Here is an 18,855-nt window from a genome sequence, read left to right as displayed (position 1 = left end):
TTAGGATGTGATAATATGGCAGCTTTAACTGTAGATGATATTTTAAAAGAAAGTGAAGTTGGAACATTAATTCCACTAATAGTAGAAGTAAATGATAAAGTAGTACCTATAATTTTTGTTAAAGATTATTTAGAAGCTTTAAAGGATATAGGTGATAATGTCTTAGTTGCCTTAAAAAGCAGCATTATAAGCAATAAAAAATTAGACTTGCTTTTAATTATGATTAGGTTTGACGAAAGAGAGGAAAATACCTATGATCTATGGTTAAACTATGGATTTAATTGGCACTTTGACTTTTTAAATGGGTTAATTAACTTAGACAAAATACTTATAGATTTTAGAGATGAAGACAACAATAGAATTAAGACTATTGAAGTTTGTAATACAATTAAAAAGGATTTAGAAAAGTATAAAGAGTCATGTGAAGATTCTATTTTAATTAAAGAAGGAAAAGAAGAAAACATAATTAAAGTAGTAAAAAGAAAAAAATATGAATCTTGGAACAATGAAGATGCTTTAGATTTAATTGATGAAGTATTAGATGATTATAGTAGCATACAAGATATGTGGGAGAACTTATAATATAAGTAAAAATTTTTAAGTCAATAGGTAGAAGTAAAGATTTTGTTCATATAAAAACTTATAATTTAAGTAAAAAATTTATAAAACTATAATATATAATCAACTTAAAAATAGAGTATATAAATAAGCCTGCCTTGAAATAATAAAATTAAAGGTGGGTGATAAATATGAAAGATAATAAAAATAATAAGAATTATAATAATAAAAAACATAAAGATCATGAACCTGATGATGGTACATTTATTTCATACAAAGAAAATGAAGAGTTTAATAGCAATGGAAGCTCAAGATATGGATATGAACAAGATAGCTGTGATTTATAAAAAGCTATAAAAAGGAGTAGGGGCTCTTAAAAATTTAAAAACAAAATTTATAAACTATATTATAATAATTAGTGAATAACATTTATTATATATTTATAAATTTTAAGTTTGATAATAGCCCCATTTCCTTTACCTATAATTAGTATGTAGAAAATCTTTTTTCGCGGGTATCAACAGTTAAATCCTTCTCATCTATAGAAATAACTCTTGAAAAACCATTACCATTTAAAATTTTAGTTTTAAATTTTCTTATTGATGATTCATCACCTTGCACCTCTATAAGTACTTGACCATCATCTAAATTTTCAGCATAACCAGTTAAAGATAATAAGCTTGCCTGATACTTACAAAAGAATCTGAAACCTACTCCTTGGACTCTACCACTTACTAGAAATTCTTTTCTAATCACAGTAAACACCTCCTATATTTATTATAATTACAATACTATATAAAAGGCACTTATTTCTCTAACTAAGGTGGAAATAATAATTTAACAATTAAATATTTAGTAATTTTCTTGTGAATGTTTACATAAATAGGAAATTATATGTATAATATATCTTAGAGGGAAATAATATTGAGGAGGAATTTCAATGAGGTTAGAAAAAAGTCTTGTTTTAATAAAACCTGATGCCGTTGAAAGAAATTTAATAGGTAAGATATTAGAGGTTTATGAGGGAGCAGGATTAAAGATAAAGGCTATGGAAATGAAGCAAATAAATAAGGAATTTGCTGAAAAACATTATGAAGAACATAGAGATAAGCAATTTTTTAATTCTCTAATAAAATATATAACAAGAAGTCCTCTTGTAGCTTTAATTCTTGAAGGAGAAGATGCTATAAATAAAATAAGATCTCTAAATGGGGCAACAAATCCAGAAAAGGCTGAGTTTGGAACAATAAGAAGAAGGTTTGCCTTAAGTGGAACAGAAAACTCAGTTCATGCATCAGATTCAATAGAAAGTGCTGAGAAAGAAATTAAGCTATGGTTCCCAAAAGTATTTTATGAAGAAATTTGTGGATAATATAAAAAGGTCTCTATCAAAATAACTTTTTATAAAACTTACAAACATATTCCGAGAATTACTAGATTTCGCTAAGAATTTATAATTATTACTCCGAAGATATTACTAAAGCTTCAAAACTTGCTTCGCTTCGAACAGTTTCAGCTTCTTAACGTAATATCTTCTCAGTAATAATTTAAATTCTAAAGCTCATCTAGATATTCTCTTCATACTGTTTGTAAGTTTTATTTGTTATATTTTGATAAAGACCTTTTTTAATAAACACACTTGATTTCTAACCAAGCTTCATCATATTTTCTAAGTATTTTAGAAGGTAAATCTATAAATACCTCACAATTTTTTAATGACTCTTCATCTGGGTATGCAACTTTATCATCTCTTATATCCTCAGGTAAAAGGTCATATGCAGCTGTGTTTGGAGTAGAGTATCCTATATATTCTACATTTTGCTCAGCATTTTCAGGATCGCAAAGGAAGTTTATAAACTTCTCAGCATTTTCTTTATGCTTTGCATTTTTAGGAATTGCTATGGCATCAAACCATTTATTTGATCCTTCCTTAGGAATAGCATAAGCTAAATCAGGATTTCTCTCTATCATTGTTACAGCATCTCCAGACCAAGCAACAGCAAGGGAAGCCTCTCCACCAACCATGGCATCTTTAACTTGGTCAACCATGTAAGCTAAGATTAATCCATCTTTCTTTTGAGTCATAAGCTCCTTTTTAGCAGCTTCTATTTGGTCTAGGTTTTCTGTATTTAATGAATATCCTAATTTTTTTTCTGCAACAGCCATAGCATCTCTAACACTATCTGGCATTATAACTTGATCCTTATATTTAGGATTCCAAAGGATATTCCAACTATCTACAGGATCACTAACTCTCTTTGTATTATATATTATTCCAACTGTTCCCCACATATATGGTACTGAGTATTCATTAGTTGGATCATAAGCTAAATTTTTAAATTGTTCTCCTATATATTTATAATTAGGAATATTAGAATAATCTATCTTAGCTAACATATCTTCTTCTTTCATTTTTTCTATCATGTAATCAGAAGGAATTACTATATCATAAGATACATTACCACTATTAAGTTTTTGATACATTATTTCATTAGTATCATAAACATCGTATTTAACATCTATTCCAGTTTCTTCTTTAAATTTAGTAAGTAGTTCTGGATCTATGTAATCTCCCCAGTTATAAACATAAAGAACGTTATTGTTTTTATCTTGAGTAGCTTCCTCATCCTTTTTTGGTCCACAACCAAGAAAAAGAGATGATAAAAGAAGTGTTGAACAAGTTAATGCTAAAAATTTTTTTAATTTCATATTAACGTTCCCCCTTTACTAAAGATTGTTTTCTATTAGCAATAAGAAGTAATGCTAAGACAACTATAAACATTAATGTTGAAAGAGCATTTATTTCTGGAGAAATACCTCTTCTAGCCATAGAATAAATTTCTATAGAAAGGTTAGAAACACCAGGACCTGTAGTGAAGAAACTTATAACAAAGTCATCTATTGACATTGTAAATGCTATTAAGAATCCTGCAGCTATACCAGGTATTATTTGAGGAATTACTACCTTTCTTAAAGCGTAAGATGGTTTTGCTCCTAAATCTAAGGCCGCATCAGTTAGATTTGGAGGTAATTGTCTTAGCTTAGGTAAAACAGATAATATAACATAAGGAATATCAAATGTTATGTGAGCTAAAAGCATAGTCCAAAAACCAGGTTTTAAATTAAATAAAACTCCACCAATAGCGAATAAAGTCATTAATGAAATACCTGTAACTATATCAGGATTTAATACAGGTAAATAGTTTACGTTTAATAATAAGGTTCTAGGACCTTTTTTCATATTATTAATTCCTATAGCACTTATAGTCCCTATAACCGTAGCAACAACAGAGGCTATTACTGCTATTAAAACTGTATAATAAAGAGCTGCTATTATTCTATCATTTTCAAGTAGGGAGCTATACCAATCAAAAGTAAAGCCACCCCAAACAGCCATAGATTTTGTTTTGTTAAATGAAAATACCATAAGTGTTACTATTGGTGCATATAAAAATATAAATACTAAGGCTAAATAAAATTTAGAAATAAAATCACCTAACTTTTTTACCATAGCTGTTTACCTCCTTCTTTTCCGTTCTTTTCATATTTAGACATAAAGGCCATTGAAATTAATATTAATATCATCATAAAGATTGATAAAGCAGAACCAAAGTTCCAGTTACCAATAGTAGTAAATTGTTGTTCTATAAGGTTACCAACTAACATGTATTTTCCACCACCTAGAAGGCTTGGGATTACGAAGTTTGAAACAGCTGGCATAAATACCATAGTTATTCCAGAGATTATTCCAGGAATACTAAGTGGTAAAATAATTTTTCTAAAAGCTTGAGCTTTATTTGCACCTAAGTCATAAGCTGCATTAACTAAGTTTTTATCAATTTTTATAAGTACAGTATATATTGGTATAACCATAAATGGTAAGAAGTTATATACCATTCCAAGTAAGATTGCTCCGTCAGTATATAGCATTTTAATTGGACCTATTCCTATATAACCTAAAAGAGTATTAATAAGTCCATCTCTACCAAGTATAGCCATCCACGCATATGTTCTAAGTAAGAAGTTCATCCACATTGGTAATATGAATAAAAGTATTAACATATTTCTTCTTTTTATAGGTAATTTAGAAATTATATAAGCTATTGGATAACCTAAAATTAAACATGAAACTGTTGATAAAACAGCAAGCCATATAGAACGTATAAAAACAGTAAAATATATTGGCTCAAATAATCTTTGGAAGTTTTCAAAAGAGAAAACAAATCTTCCGTCAACTTTACTTGTAAAACTAAAGAAAACTATTAAAAGTAAAGGGATAACTATGAATATAGCACTCCATACAACGTATGGATAAGCTGCAAATGATAAATTTTTATTTCTATTTTTCATCTTTAAACATCACTCTCTTTTTTCATTATGTGTATGCTTTCTGGATCAAGAGATAATCCTATTTTAGATCCTATTTCAGCATGTTTTGTATTGTGTAATATCCAAGTGTGGTTTTCATCCTTTACTTCTATTTCATAGTGAACACCTTTAAATATAACTGAAGTAACAGTTCCTTTTAACATACCTTCTTCATATTTAACCATTTCAAAATCTTCAGGTCTTATTACAACTTCAATAGCTTCGTTCTTTTCAAAACCTTTATCAACACAGTTAAATATTCTTCCAGCAAATTCAACCTTAAAGTCATCTAACATAGTTCCATCAACTATATTACTTTCACCGATGAATTTTGCTACAAATGAGTTAGCAGGTTCATTATATATATCTTCTGGGCTTCCCATTTGTTGAATTTCACCTTTATTCATAACAACTATTGTATCTGACATTGTTAAAGCTTCTTCTTGATCATGAGTTACAAATATAAATGTAATTCCTAATTTTTGTTGAATTCTCTTAAGCTCTATTTGCATTCCTTTTCTAAGTTTCATATCTAATGCACCTAAAGGCTCATCTAATAAAAGTACCTTTGGTTCATTTACTAAAGCTCTAGCTATGGCAACCCTTTGTTGTTGACCACCACTAAGGGCTTCAATATCTCTGTTTTCATATCCTTCAAGGGCAACTAACTTAAGCATTTCCTTAACTTTTTGATCTATAACATCTTTAGGCATTTTTTTTAGTTTTAATCCAAAAGCTATATTTTCATATACATTCATATGAGGGAATAGAGCATATTTTTGGAATACAGTATTTAATTGTCTTTCGTAAGGTGGTATATCGTTAATAATATTATTTTCAAAGACCACCTGGCCACTATCTGCCGTTTCAAAGCCAGCTATAATTTTTAAAGTGGTTGTTTTACCACATCCACTAGGTCCTAAAAGAGTTAGGAATTCATTCTTTTTTATATTTAGGGAAAGATTATCTAAAATTGTATCTTTTCCATATGATTTAGTTATTCCTTTTAATTCAATAATATTATTATCTTTCAAATCTAACACCTCTGCTTTCTAAATGTTTATACTAAAATGATGGTGGAGTACTTATCCATATAACCTTTGCAGAAATTTTTCCTGCATTAGAAATATAATGATTAGCCTTGGGCTTAAAGTAGAAACTCTCGCCTTTTCTTACTTTTACTTTTTTGTCTCCTAGATGAAGATATATTGCTCCAGATAGGACATACCCAAATTCCTCACCCTCATGAGGCTCTTCTTCAATATATTGTCCTCCAGGTTCAAGCGTTATCATTATAGGTTCCATATCATTCTTTTGAGCATTTGGAACTAACCACATAAGGTTATATTTTAATTCTTCATTTTCAGTTTCAAACATATCATCCTTAGAGAAGGCTATCTTTTCATTAGTATCTTCACTAAAGAATTCCGTTAAATTAGTTCCTAATATATCTAATATATCTATTAATGTAGCTATAGATGGAGAAGTAAGGTCATTCTCAAGCTGAGAAATAAATCCCTTAGATAATTCACATCTATTTGCTAATTCTTCTTGAGTCAACTGTTTGGCCACTCTGAGACGTCTAATTTTATCTCCTATTTCCAAGTTTTACACCTCAATTTCATTACTATAAGTTTTACTAAACTTTAAGTTTAAAATTACTAAACAAACACAAATAATTATAAATACTTTTAAAATAAAAATCAACAAAAAATTAAAAAAATATATTAATATTTAAATGTTGCCTTAAAATAGTGATTTAGCAACTTTAGAAGGAAAAAAATGTTATGGAGTTTAGGCTAATCTATTATTAAATTTAGTATAACTAAACAATAAAATAACAATTAATAAATAATGTATAAAAAATTTCACAGTTTGTGGTAATTTATGATAAAATACTCTTGAATTAATAAATGATTGGTGTGGTAATGTGATACAAAAAAGAAACTGTTATAGGAGAGAGGGAAGAAAAGTTTATATAAGAACACCATATTTAGAAGAACTAGGGTATACTGAAAAGCTATGGGGAGATATGGAGAGTATGACCGATGTAGGCAAAACAATATCTTTTCCAAGGTATAAGTGGGATAGTTTTTATAAAAAGATGGTGAGTCCTACAGATGGAAGAAATCTGTATTGCTTGGTTTTTGATTATAATGATAATCCAGTGGGGGAAGCAAGCTTTCATGGATATGACTCTATAACTAAAACTGCTAGGTTAAATGTTAGGATAGAAAATTCACATAGGGGAAAGGGCTACGGAAGTGAAGCGGTACATCTTATCTTAGAATGCTTTTTCAATGAATTTGGTGGCTTATATATGCTAGATACGGTTTCGTTAGATGAGAACAGAGAAAGACTTGAAAAAATTGGTTTCAAGATTATGTATAAAAATAAAGATGGTTATTCATATAGATTATCTAAGGATGATTTTAATAGTCAAATCAAAGACTTAAAAGAGAGAAAGTTTGGAATATTTATTTATGATAAGATGGTAGTAAGCACAGTAATATCTTTCTTAGAAATTTTTCATGATATAAATAAATCATTAGATAAAGAAATAATTTCAGTGGAATTAGTAGGTACAAAAAATAATATAATAAAAGATGGAATGTATGATATAAAGTTTGAAAATGTAAAATCTATAGAGGAAGTAGATCTAGATGTTATAATTGTTCCAGGAAGTAAGAGTAATAAGTTCTATGAAAATGAGGAATTTGAAAAACTCTTAAACAATATAAACGGATGTGAAACTGTCTGCGTTCTAGGAAATAGTATAATTCCATTTATAAAAAATAAATTTTTAAGAGGTTTAAAAGCGTATTATTCTAAGGAGTGGGTTGAATTTATAAAGGAAGAAATCGCCTTAACATCTTATTCTGATGAAGATATTATTGATAATGGAAGACTTATAATGGTTAAGAAAAAATCCTGTGAAATAGAAGGAATAAAATACATAATTAAAAAGTTGTTTGGAGAATCTGTATTAAATAGATTTGATTTATAGATTTGATGCTATATTTTATAGTGTTATGAATAGGAGTTGTTTATTATATGATAAACATAAAATTAGATGAAGACAAAAGAGGAAAAGTTATATTTAGAGCAAATATAGATGAGTGTCATAAAGATAACAGGATATTAAAAAGAGCATTGTTTGAGAGTAGAGTAGTAAACAATGAGTTTAAATATAATATACCAATGAAATATTTTTGGCCAATAATAAATAATGTTCATAAAGAATTAATAAGTTTAAGTGAGGATAGTAGACTTGAAGTTTTAGAATTTTCAGATGAATATGAAGAAGTTTATTATTATAATTATAAAGCTACACCAGCTTATATGAAGAAATGGAGAGAGGAAGGTTGTCCTCCGATTTTTAAAATAACAATAAATCCTAAGGATTTAAGTGTGGAGAAAAAAGTTATATTTGAAAGATTAATATAAAAAAGCTTTGAGAAAAAAATCTCAAAGCTTTTTTTATTATTGCCATTCTTCTACATTTTCTAATCCAGGAATAGAAGATGCTTTAAATACTGGCTCTTTAATTCCTGCTTTCTTTTGAGCTGTATAGTCCTTAAGTGCAAGGAAAGAATATTTACCAAGGAATAATATAGTTATTATATTTAGTATAGCCATTAATCCCATGAAAAGATCCGCTAAATTCCAAACTAAATCTACTTTTGCTATTGAACCAAATAATACCATGCCTATAACAAGTATTCTGTATATATTTAATAATACCTTATTAGTGTGTATAAACTCTATGTTTGTTTGACCGTAATAGAAGTTACCTACAATAGAACTAAAAGCAAATAATAATATACAAATTGCTATGAAATAAGCTCCGAAAGGTCCTATTTGAGATACAAGAGCTTTTTGAGTTAATTCTATACCTGTTAGTGAACTATCAGCGTATTGACCTGAAAGAAGTATTATAAATGCTGTACAAGAACAAATTAATAATGTATCAGTAAATACTCCTAAAGTTTGAATTAAACCTTGTTTTACTGGGTGAGTAACATCTGCTGTAGCAGCTGCATTTGGCGCACTACCCATACCAGCTTCATTTGAGAATAAACCTCTTTTAATACCCTGCATAACAGCGGCACCAAGTCCACCGGCAGTTAATTGTTTTATTCCAAAGGCTGATTCAAATATAAGTTTGAAAACTGATGGAATTTCAGTAATATTTAAAATTAAAACTATAATAGCAATAAGAATATAAAGAACCGCTAAAATTGGAACTATTATTTCTGAAACCTTAGCAACTCTGTGAATACCACCGAAGATAACTAAAGCAGTTACTATTGCTAATATTATACCAATTGCTCCTCTTGAAAGTCCGAAAGCACTATTGAATGCAACACTTACTGTGTTAGCTTGAACTGCATTAAATACGAATCCAAAACAGATTGTAATAAGAATTGAGAATATAATTCCTAACCATCTCTTTCCAAGTCCTTTTTCCATGTAATAGGCAGGACCACCTCTAAAAGAATCTTTATCCTTAGTTTTATATATTTGAGCTAATGTACTTTCTACGAAACTAGACGCAGAACCTATTAAGGCTATAAGCCACATCCAAAAAACAGCCCCAGGTCCACCAACAGCTACGGCTATGGCAACACCCGCTATATTACCAGTACCAACTCTTGAAGCTGTACTTATACAAAATGCCTGAAATGAAGAAACTCCGCCTTTTTCTTTATTTGACTTTCCTATACCGTCTCCTAATAAACGGAACATTTCTTTTATATATCTAAATTGAACAAATTTAGTTTTAAAAGAAAATAGAAGGCCTGCACCTATTAATAAAATAATTAATATGTAGCCCCAAAGAAAATCATTAAAACTAACTACTAAGTTATTAAGTATTTCCATAAATTCCTCCTCCTGTTGATAAGTTTTTTATTTTTTTGCGTCACACTTTATATCTAATTTTAATATGAATAATAAAAAAATGCAAGAACTAATATTGCTTTATTCATATGTGAGATATTTGAATGGAAAACATAGAAGTTAAATGTTAATAAAAAGTAAATAGTGTATATTAGTGAAGAGTAGTGTATTACAAAGCTATAGAGGGCTAATTATCAATAATAAAGCCACTATGAAATAAAAAATTCATAGTGGCTTTGTTTTGAATAAGGTCAAAATGCAAGAAGGACTTCCTTCTATTGCGTAATGTTGTTGTTTTGACCGTTTTGATTTTGGTTATTTCCAGCTTGAGGTGGAGTAATAACTCCATTATTTGTATTGTTTTCTGTTTGATTTTGAGGAGGAGTCACATTTCCACCTCCGTTATTATTAGTGTTATTATTACCATTAGCTGGTGTATTATCAGGCTTATTATTTGGATTTTGTTCATTTGGTTTATTATTATTATTTTCGTTAGGTTTAACTTCTTCAGGTTTAGTTTCTTGTTGTTTATTTCCTTCATTTGCTCCAGAATTATTATTATCATTTGTATCAGGAGCATTTACATGTAAATTTGTATGATAATTACAATATTGAGTAGGAGCAGAACCATTAATAAACCAATCATAATAAACTCTACTGCCTCTAGGGTCTTGAGTACAAAGGGAAGTAGGTTTAAGACCAGAATCCATACATACTGCAATCTTGCTTATTCCACTAGGTTGTTCAACCTCTTTGTACTGTAAGTCTTTATGAGCTAAGCCCATTATTTTTCCGAAAATAGGAGAGGTAACAGTACCACTACTAGTTCTCATTTCTCTAGGCTTATCATATCCAATCCAAATAGCCGCAGAATAATATGGAGTTAATCCTGCAAATAAATAGTCTTTATCTCCAGTGGTAGTTCCTGTTTTACCCGCCACAGGAATATTACCAAATTTAGCAGGTTTTGCAGAGCCACTTTCTACTTGATCCTTAAGCATATCATAAACTATATAAGACGCTTGAGGACTAAATATTTTAGTTTCTTCTGGAGTACTTGTATCAAGAATTACATTTCCATGAGAATCTAATACCTTTGTATATAATTTAGCATTTGTTTTAACACCGTTATTACCAAAAACACCGAAGGCTGAAGCTAGAGTATAAGTATTTCCTCCATCAGGATTATTAGGGTCATTTTGGAATTGACCTAAGGCTGTTGTGGAAATACCTCTAGAATGAGGTCCATAAACAAGACCTAATTTTTCTCCATAAGCTATAGAGTTTGAAACACCTACTTCGTTAGCAACTTTTATGGCTGCTAAGTTACTAGAGATTTTAATTGCTTCTCTAAAAGTTAAAGGACCTCTATAACTATTGTATTCATTCTTAGGTTGATCTTTATATCCTGTAGAAGATAATTCTTTATTACTTAATGGAGAATCATTTACTACAGAGCCAGCGCCACCAAGTCCTAAATCAATAGCAGGACCATAAACTGTTAATGGTTTTGTTGCAGAACCTATAGATTTTAAATCATAATAAGCTCTATTGTGAGACATAGCAGGTTGTTCCCCTCTTCCTCCAACTAAAGCCTTAACATGGCCTGTTTTATAGTCTATTATTGTGGCAGATGCTTGTAATTTATAAACACCATCTTCATTTTTTTCATTAGGATTATTAGTTATAGCTTTATAGTTATTTGGATCATCTAAAACTTTTTGAACATTATTTTGAAGATTTCTATCCATAGAAGTATAGATTTTTAATCCACCATTAGCTATAAGTTTGTCAACTTCCTCTTGTGTATATTTATATTTATTCATTAAGTCTTGTTTAACTTGAGTTATAGCTGGTCTTGTGAACCACTCAAAGTTAGTTTTACTTAATTTATTATTTGGTGTGAATTTTATACCATTTGTGTCAATTTCATTTATTGCGTCATTATATTGTTCACTTGAAATATATCCAAGTTCATGCATTTTAAATAGTACAGATTTAGTTCTATTTAAATATCTACTTGGATTTTCTTTATTTGCCTCTGAAAGACCATCATAAGAAGTTGGTGCTTGAGTAAGTCCTCCTAAATAAGCGCACTCAACTAAATTCAAATCTGAAACATTCTTACTAAAAAATCTTTGAGCAGCTGCGCTAACCCCATATTGGTATCCACCCATAGGAATTGTATTTAAATACGTAGTAAGGATTTCATCTTTTGAAAGGTGCTTTTCTAATTCCAAAGCTAAGTACATTTCTTTAATTTTTCTTTCATAACTAACTTCATTAGTAAGTACGGCATTTTTTATAAGTTGCTGAGTTATAGTTGAAGCCCCTTGAACCGTATTACTTCCTGAAAGTTTACCTTTAATATTAGAAGCTATTACCCCAAAAATTCTTTTAATGTCTATTCCTTTATGCTCATAAAATCTTTCGTCTTCAATAGCTACAAAAGCCTTTTTTAAGTTATCAGGTATCTCTTCAGATTTAACTACATAACGTTGTTCACGAGTTATAACATTATCCATAAAGTTTCCCTGATCATCGTAAAGAATGGATGGCTGATTTAGAGATTGAATTGCCTGAACATCTAACTCTGGAGATGAACGTATAATAGAAAGAACGTAAATTCCAACTACTGTTACGGCAGTTATCCCTAGAAGCAGAATCCCTATAAAGAACCATTTCAAAAATTTTGTTACTTTCGATTGATTTTTAGGTGAATTTTTCTTCTGCTTTCTATCTTTATGCTCTCTTTTTCTTTCAGTCATTTTTTCCTCCTATCATAATAAAACTTTCTATTTCTAAAAAACTACATAATTATATTATTATACATTTAAAGAAATATTATATTATATTATAGCATAATAATATTAAGAGTAAACCAAATTATAAGAGGTGTAGTCTTTGTATTATGTAAATAAAAATAAACGTAAAAATATAGATTTTAAAAAATATTTAATAATTACTTTATTAATGATTATTGCCTGTTTTTTAATTTTCATATATGTTTTTGATAAAATAATTGCACCTACAGTTTTACTTGTTTCAGATTCAGAAATGCAAGCTAAAACTTTAGATATTATAAACACTAATATTGCTGAGGTTTATACAGAAAAATTTAATTATAATGATGTAATAAAGGTTCAAAAAGATTCATCTGGGGCAATAAAAATGATTAATGCTGATACTATAAAATTAAATGAGTTAGCCACAGAGGTTGCCATAAAATCACAGAGGGATATAAAGGAAGTTGGATCCATAGGTGTAAAGATGCCAATTGGATATATAACAAAAAATAATATAATGTCTTATTGGGGTCCTAGTATAACTGTTAAAATGGAGCCTATAGGAAGAGTGGTAGTTACTTATGAGTCCTTATTTGAAAGTGCAGGAATAAATCAAACAAGGCATAAAATTTTAGTTAATGTAAAAACTAATCTTAAAATAATATTACCACTTCAATCAAAAGAGGTTGAAGTGGTAAATCAAATTCCAATTTCAGATACTGTCATAGTTGGAGAAGTTCCAAATAGCATGTGGGGTGGAAATATGCTACAAGGTATTAATGAAGAAAGTAGAGAAGATACAAATTAGCCTATTAAAAAAGGAGGAAATTCCTCCTTTTAATTATTTTTCCCAGTTAAATATGTAAGGGATATTTCTATAATGATCACCATAGTTTAATCCGTAACCAACAACGAATAAGTCCTCTATTTCAAAACAACAATAGTCTGGTTTTAAATCAACTTTTCTTCTAGAAGGTTTGTCTAAAAGAGTGCAAGTTTTAACTGATTTAGCTCCTAGTGATTTAACATGGTTTATAACAAAATCCATTGTTATACCTGAATCTATGATATCATCAACGATTAAGACATCTAAGCCTTCAATATTATCAGGAATATCATTTACAACTTTGACTATACCAGTACTTTCTTCACCATGGCCATAACTTGAAGTAGTCATAAATCCTATTTGAGCTTTAGTATCTATTGCTCTAACTAAATCCGCTGCAAATATGAAACTTCCTCTTAATAAAGATAAAACATAAAGGTTTTTATCCTTATAATCTTCAGTTAATTTTTTACCTACAATAGCTATTTGTTCTTTAATTTGCTCTTCAGAAAGTAGTATATTTCTGTTCTTATCTTCCATTATTTTCTCCCCTAACTATTCCGTATTATTTACAATATTGTATTTATAGTATAAAATTAAATGAAAATTGTCAAGAAACATAATAAATATCACGAGGTGGTAATATATGATACATGGAAATACTGATGGAATAAGGAATTCAGTACTTAAAGAATTAGAAGAACTTTATAAAATAAATGTACCAAAGTATAGTGTTTGTACAGAGGATATGATAAATATTATTTCTAGATTATCTTCTCAAATAGAAAGAGAAATTAGTGTAGGAATAAATAGAAAAGGAAAGGTAATTAGTGTAGCTATAGGAGATTCTTCAAGTGTAGAGATTCCATTAATAGATATACACGAAAAAAGATTATCTGGAGTTAGAATAATACATACTCATCCAAGTGGGGTTTCTAGACTTTCTGCTTTAGATATATCTGCCCTTATGAAATTAAAGCTTGATACAATAATGGCCATAGCTGTAGAGGAAGGCAAAGCTAAAGATGCTTCTTTAGGATTTTGCTATGTAGAAAATGAAATTCTTATAAGTGAAGAAGCACCTCATTTAACTATAGATAAGTGCTTACAAATTAATATTTTAGATAAGATTAATCATGTTGAAGAAGTTATTAAAACAAGCAATGTTGAGGAAGATGATAGTGAAAGAGCTATTTTAGTAGGATGTGATACAAGAGAAAGCTTAGATGAGTTAGAGGAACTTGCTAAGGCTTGTGATATTCCTACATTAGAAAAAGTATTTCAAAATAGAAGCAAAATAGATGCTTCTTTTTATATAGGAAGAGGTAAAGTTTTAGAAATTGCTAACATAAGACAATTAACAAGGGCTAACTTAGTAATTTTTGATGATGAATTATCAGGAGCACAAGTTAAAAACCTTGAAGCTAACTTAGGAGTTAAGGTAATTGATAGAACAACTCTTATTTTAGAAATATTCTCAAGAAGAGCTAAGACAAGGGAAGCTAAAATTCAAGTAGAACTTGCTCAACTTAAGTATAGAGCAGCTAGACTTATGGGACTTGGAACTGTTATGTCTAGAACTGGTGGTGGAATAGGAACAAGAGGACCAGGGGAAAAGAAACTTGAAATAGATAGAAGACATATAAGAGAAAGAATATACGATCTTCAAGCTGAGCTTAAAAAGATAAAGAAGATAAGAGAAACTCAAAGAGAGAGAAGAAGTAAGGATAAAACTTCACAGGTTTCCTTAGTTGGATATACTAACGCAGGAAAATCTACTTTAAGAAATACTCTATGTGCAGAATCAGCTTCAACTTTAGCTACTCAAGCTAAGGATAAGGTTTTTGAAGCAGATATGCTTTTTGCAACTTTAGATACTACAACAAGGGCTATAAAACTTCCTGATAATAGGGATATAACATTAACAGATACTGTTGGATTTGTAAGCAAACTTCCTCATGAATTAGTTGAAGCTTTTAAATCAACTTTAGAAGAAGTTATATACTCAGATCTTTTATGCCACGTTGTAGATGCTTCTTCAGATAATGCACAAGAAGAAATTATAGCTGTAGAAAAAGTTTTAGGTGAATTAAAAGCCTTAGAATCAGCAAAAATATTAGTTCTTAATAAAATTGATAAGGCTGATGAAGAAAAGCTAAATGAATTAGAAGCAAAATATTCTTCAATATATAATAAGGTAGTAAAGATTTCTGCTAGGGAAAGAATAAACTTAGATGATTTATTAGAAGCAATAAGTGAAGAATTGCCTTATACATTAAAAAGCAAGGAATATATAATTCCTTATACAGCTCAACAAGTTGTAGCTTATCTTCATAGAAATGCTAATGTAAGTGAAGAAGAATATAGAGAAGAGGGAACTTATATAAAAGCAGAAGTGGATGAAGAAGTAGAAAATAAATGTAGAGAATACGAGTTATAATAAGAGTATTAAATTCATGAGTAAAAGCTAAATTCAACAAGAATTTAGCTTTTATTATTACAATTGTCACATCATAAATTATAATATATATAAGTATAATAATAATGATACTAATTTTTAGGATGTGAATCATGGAAACTACGGATACTTTAGATCGTGGAAACATAAGAGGTCGTAGAGAAAGATCAGGAAACTCTAATGGACAGGAAGATCTTTTTGCAGCTCAAGCAGCTGCAAGTGATAATCAAAGTACTAATAATGTATGTACAGATGATTTTAATAAGGCATATAATCAGTTACAGGATATTTTATTAAAAGCAGCTACTATTCAAGCAAGTGTAGCTACATTAAATATAGGTGACGAATATAAAATGTATTATGATAGGGTGGTTAAGCCAGCTTTGGACATTATTTATTTTTTAAGTTTTGCAATACAAAATACAGCGGCAGCAGCTAACCTTTATCAATCTAATACCTATGGGAAAAAAGGAGAAGGAAAAAAAGCTTTAGATATTTCTTATGACATGTTAGAACAGATGGAAGTTGGAATTTGTTTATTGAAAGAGTCTTTAAAAATTTTGGTGGAAAAAGGGAATTGTTTATAGATATTATTTAATTAATGGGAGTTATTAAGGAGGAAAAAAATTTGAGTGAAATAATATTGAAATATCAAAATTCTTTTAAATCAGTTATAAATGACCTTCAAAAGAATGAGGATGTTATTGGAGTGACGGCATTTGGAAGTATAATAAATGGAGATATATGGGAAGGGTCAGATATAGATTTATTTGTTATTGTAAATGGAGACTTTAAAGGGGTAAAGGATGTTTATGGTGAGGAACTAGGCGTATCTTTACATTTAAAAATAGTATCTAAAAAGTTTCTAGTTAATTTCTGTCAAGAAGAAATAACAGGAAGCACAATACATAGAAAATTTATATCTTCAAAATTAATTTTTTGTAAGGACCAAGAAATATCAGATAAATTTACTTCAATAAAATATTATACAGATGCTCATAGTGAAAAGTGGAATCTTGTTTATTTAAGTGAGCTTTTACAAGATATGAATTTATATAAAAAATGTATTCATAATGAACATTTCTACGCTGCCTTTGAGGCTCTTATGTATTCAGTGGATAGTTTTAGTAGGCTGTATTTAAACTTTAATGGATATTTAATAACAAAAAGCTCTACTGGTATGCTTATGAAATTAGATGAAAACTTTGAGAAAATGGTTAATGGAATATTCAAAGCAGCAAATAAACAGGCTTTAGAATATGTACATTTTTATATTGAAAGCTTCTTAGAGAGAAATATTAGAGGAATAATAAGAGCTTTAGTTGATTTTATGAAAAAACAAAAGGATTATTTAAGCTCAGAAGAAATAAAAAAATCAGAAGAATTCCAAGGCTTTAAAATAGATTTTGAGGAATTATTAGGATATCTTTATAAGAAAAATATAGTTAAGAAAAGTGGAAGAGAGAAATTCTCACCCTGTGGACAAAAGCTTACAACAGAAAAAGTATATTTAATAAAAGATAATGTTTAAATAAGGTGTAAGAGATGAATAAATTTAGTGTGGTTTTTAAAGAGGGTTTATGTAAATACTTAATAATATACGATAATATTAAAAGTTTAATTGAAAATGGGAAAATATCAGAAGGAGAAAAGTTACCAACTATAAGAGAACTAGCAGACTTTTTAGAAGTTAATAAGGTAACTGTTATTAATGCTTATAAAAAGCTTGTACAAGAAGGATATGCATATCAAGCTCAAGGAAGTGGAACTTATGCTAAAAATAAGGATGTAGGAAAAAGTTTTAAGCATGATTATAATGATTTATTTAGAAAAATAGCCTCTGGAGATTTGAAGAATTGGATAGACTTTACTGGAGAAACTACTAGTGCAAACTTCTTCCAAGTAGAAAAACTTAAGAAAGTTTTAGATAATGTATTAGTTAGAGATGGTGTAGAGGCATTAATGTATAGTGACCCTTTAGGATATTTAGAATTAAGAAGAAGTATAAATGAAGAGTTCTGGAATGGAAAAAATAATTTAGATAATATACTTATAATTTCTGGAGCACAACAAGGTATTGATATTGTAGGTAAGTCCTTAGTAAATATAAATGATAATATTGTAATAGAAAGGCCAACTTATGGAGGAGCACTTTTAGTATTTAAGCTTAGAAGAGCAAATATATTAGAAATTCCAATGGAGAAGGATGGTCCTAATATTGAAAAGTTTGAAAATTTATTAAAGAGAAATAAAATAAAGTGTTTTTATACTATGAGCTATTTTCAGAACCCTACAGGTATAAGTTGTTCTTTAGAAAAAAAGAAAAGAATAATAGAGCTAGCACATAAATATGATTTTTACATACTAGAAGATGATTATCTTTCAGAATTAGTTTATTCTAATGATTTAGAGTATATACCATATAGGAGTTTAGATTCTGAGAGAGTTATATATATAAAAAGTTTCTCTAAAATATTTCTACCAGGTATAAGAATGGGATATTTAATAGCACCAGATAAATTTAAAGAGGAATTTCAAGCTTTAAAATTTAACACTGATATAGCTACCTCAAGTTTAATGCAAAGAGCTCTTCAGGATTACATTGTAAAGGGATATTGGAAAGAGCATATAGAAAGATTAAATGAGGAATATTCAAAGAGATATAATTTTATAAAAGAACTTATAGATAATAAATTAGGAGATATGGTTTCTTATAGAGAGCCTAAGGGCGGACTTAATTTATTCTTAAATATAAATAAGAACATAGGCATAACTTCTAAAAAGTTATTTTATGAACTGAAAGATAGACAAACTATAATTACTCCAGGAAGCATATTTTTTAAAAATCCTAATGATGGAGATAAAAGCTTTAGAATTGGATTTTCCCAAATAGATTATAGTAAGATAGAAAAAGGAATAGATAATATATACGATGTATTAAAAGGTAGGTAGATATT

General features: G+C 28.9%; 19 protein-coding genes. 10 read left to right on the top strand and 9 right to left on the bottom strand.

Going from position 1 to position 18,855, the window contains the following annotated elements; genetic code table 11:
• The first annotated feature begins 15 nt into the window (after positions 1 to 15).
• Both CPF_RS10855 and CPF_RS15030 read left to right on the top strand, forming a co-directional pair.
• Positions 16 to 582: a hypothetical protein gene (locus CPF_RS10855; RefSeq protein ID WP_003454815.1), complete on the top strand. Its 567-nt coding sequence runs from the start codon at positions 16 to 18 to the stop codon at positions 580 to 582.
• A 167-nt stretch (positions 583 to 749) separates the two neighbouring features.
• Complete coding sequence (locus tag CPF_RS15030; RefSeq protein ID WP_003455191.1) at positions 750 to 905, top strand: hypothetical protein; 156 nt, start codon at positions 750 to 752, stop codon at positions 903 to 905.
• Between the two features lie 139 nt (positions 906 to 1,044).
• On the opposite strand, the gene CPF_RS10850 is transcribed toward CPF_RS15030, so the two are convergent.
• The gene (locus CPF_RS10850) at positions 1,045 to 1,314 is read right to left on the bottom strand and encodes an acylphosphatase (protein WP_003461780.1); all 270 of its coding nucleotides are present in this window, start codon (positions 1,312 to 1,314) and stop codon (positions 1,045 to 1,047) included.
• A gap of 184 nt (positions 1,315 to 1,498) precedes the next feature.
• On the opposite strand from CPF_RS10850, the gene ndk reads away from it, so the two are divergent.
• Positions 1,499 to 1,930 carry a nucleoside-diphosphate kinase gene (ndk, locus tag CPF_RS10845; RefSeq protein ID WP_003451216.1) on the top strand — a complete coding sequence of 144 codons (432 nt, stop codon included), beginning with the start codon at positions 1,499 to 1,501 and terminating at the stop codon, positions 1,928 to 1,930.
• A 254-nt stretch (positions 1,931 to 2,184) separates the two neighbouring features.
• Here ndk and CPF_RS10840 read toward each other — a convergent pair whose 3' ends face one another.
• The 5 genes from CPF_RS10840 to CPF_RS10820 are packed head-to-tail and all read right to left on the bottom strand — an operon-like array spanning position 2,185 to position 6,531.
• Positions 2,185 to 3,267 carry an ABC transporter substrate-binding protein gene (locus tag CPF_RS10840; protein WP_003454960.1) on the bottom strand — a complete coding sequence of 361 codons (1,083 nt, stop codon included), beginning with the start codon at positions 3,265 to 3,267 and terminating at the stop codon, positions 2,185 to 2,187.
• 1 nt (position 3,268) lies between these two features.
• Complete coding sequence (locus CPF_RS10835) at positions 3,269 to 4,069, bottom strand: ABC transporter permease (RefSeq protein ID WP_003451178.1); 801 nt, start codon at positions 4,067 to 4,069, stop codon at positions 3,269 to 3,271.
• Complete coding sequence (locus CPF_RS10830) at positions 4,063 to 4,908, bottom strand: ABC transporter permease (protein WP_003461855.1); 846 nt, start codon at positions 4,906 to 4,908, stop codon at positions 4,063 to 4,065. Before CPF_RS10830 ends, CPF_RS10835 begins: the two co-directional genes overlap by 7 nt.
• A gap of 2 nt (positions 4,909 to 4,910) precedes the next feature.
• Positions 4,911 to 5,960, bottom strand: coding sequence for a spermidine/putrescine ABC transporter ATP-binding protein (potA, locus tag CPF_RS10825; protein WP_004457807.1), 1,050 nt, complete (start codon positions 5,958 to 5,960; stop codon positions 4,911 to 4,913).
• 31 nt (positions 5,961 to 5,991) lie between these two features.
• A complete protein-coding gene (locus CPF_RS10820; protein WP_003451138.1) occupies positions 5,992 to 6,531 on the bottom strand; it encodes a helix-turn-helix domain-containing protein in 540 nt (179 codons plus the stop codon).
• A gap of 325 nt (positions 6,532 to 6,856) precedes the next feature.
• Here CPF_RS10820 and CPF_RS10815 point away from each other — a divergent pair, with 325 nt between their 5' ends.
• Positions 6,857 to 7,933, top strand: coding sequence for a GNAT family N-acetyltransferase (locus tag CPF_RS10815; RefSeq protein WP_041702716.1), 1,077 nt, complete (start codon positions 6,857 to 6,859; stop codon positions 7,931 to 7,933).
• Positions 7,934 to 7,980: 47 nt separating this feature from the next.
• Positions 7,981 to 8,373: a hypothetical protein gene (locus CPF_RS10810; protein WP_003470926.1), complete on the top strand. Its 393-nt coding sequence runs from the start codon at positions 7,981 to 7,983 to the stop codon at positions 8,371 to 8,373.
• A gap of 36 nt (positions 8,374 to 8,409) precedes the next feature.
• Here CPF_RS10810 and CPF_RS10805 read toward each other — a convergent pair whose 3' ends face one another.
• Both CPF_RS10805 and CPF_RS10800 read right to left on the bottom strand, forming a co-directional pair.
• Positions 8,410 to 9,810, bottom strand: a complete 1,401-nt coding sequence (locus CPF_RS10805; protein ID WP_003451357.1) for an alanine/glycine:cation symporter family protein — start codon at positions 9,808 to 9,810, stop codon at positions 8,410 to 8,412.
• Positions 9,811 to 10,103: 293 nt separating this feature from the next.
• Positions 10,104 to 12,596 (bottom strand): transglycosylase domain-containing protein, encoded by a 2,493-nt coding sequence (locus CPF_RS10800; protein WP_011591012.1) that lies wholly within the window; start codon positions 12,594 to 12,596, stop codon positions 10,104 to 10,106.
• Positions 12,597 to 12,732: 136 nt separating this feature from the next.
• Here CPF_RS10800 and yunB point away from each other — a divergent pair, with 136 nt between their 5' ends.
• Positions 12,733 to 13,422, top strand: a complete 690-nt coding sequence (yunB, locus tag CPF_RS10795) for a sporulation protein YunB (protein WP_011591011.1) — start codon at positions 12,733 to 12,735, stop codon at positions 13,420 to 13,422.
• Between the two features lie 33 nt (positions 13,423 to 13,455).
• Here the strand turns inward: yunB and hpt are convergent, their stop codons facing one another.
• Positions 13,456 to 13,980: a hypoxanthine phosphoribosyltransferase gene (gene hpt / locus CPF_RS10790; protein WP_003451102.1), complete on the bottom strand. Its 525-nt coding sequence runs from the start codon at positions 13,978 to 13,980 to the stop codon at positions 13,456 to 13,458.
• Positions 13,981 to 14,086: 106 nt separating this feature from the next.
• Between hpt and hflX the strand changes: the two genes are divergently transcribed.
• The 4 genes from hflX (at position 14,087) to CPF_RS10770 (ending at position 18,850) form a co-directional block, all read left to right on the top strand.
• Complete coding sequence (gene hflX, locus CPF_RS10785) at positions 14,087 to 15,880, top strand: GTPase HflX (protein ID WP_003451503.1); 1,794 nt, start codon at positions 14,087 to 14,089, stop codon at positions 15,878 to 15,880.
• Between the two features lie 131 nt (positions 15,881 to 16,011).
• Entirely contained in the window at positions 16,012 to 16,485 is a 474-nt protein-coding gene (locus tag CPF_RS10780) for a hypothetical protein (RefSeq protein WP_011591010.1), read from the top strand.
• Positions 16,486 to 16,526: 41 nt separating this feature from the next.
• Complete coding sequence (locus tag CPF_RS10775; protein ID WP_011591009.1) at positions 16,527 to 17,429, top strand: nucleotidyltransferase domain-containing protein; 903 nt, start codon at positions 16,527 to 16,529, stop codon at positions 17,427 to 17,429.
• A gap of 14 nt (positions 17,430 to 17,443) precedes the next feature.
• Complete coding sequence (locus CPF_RS10770) at positions 17,444 to 18,850, top strand: PLP-dependent aminotransferase family protein (RefSeq protein WP_003454993.1); 1,407 nt, start codon at positions 17,444 to 17,446, stop codon at positions 18,848 to 18,850.
• The last annotated feature ends 5 nt before the right edge of the window (positions 18,851 to 18,855 follow it).

The sequence above is a fragment of the Clostridium perfringens ATCC 13124 genome (genome assembly GCF_000013285.1).
GTDB classification, from domain to species: Bacteria; Bacillota; Clostridia; order Clostridiales; family Clostridiaceae; genus Sarcina; species Sarcina perfringens.
Note: the sequence above shows the minus strand (reverse complement) of the source record. Positions and strands in the feature narration are given on the sequence as shown.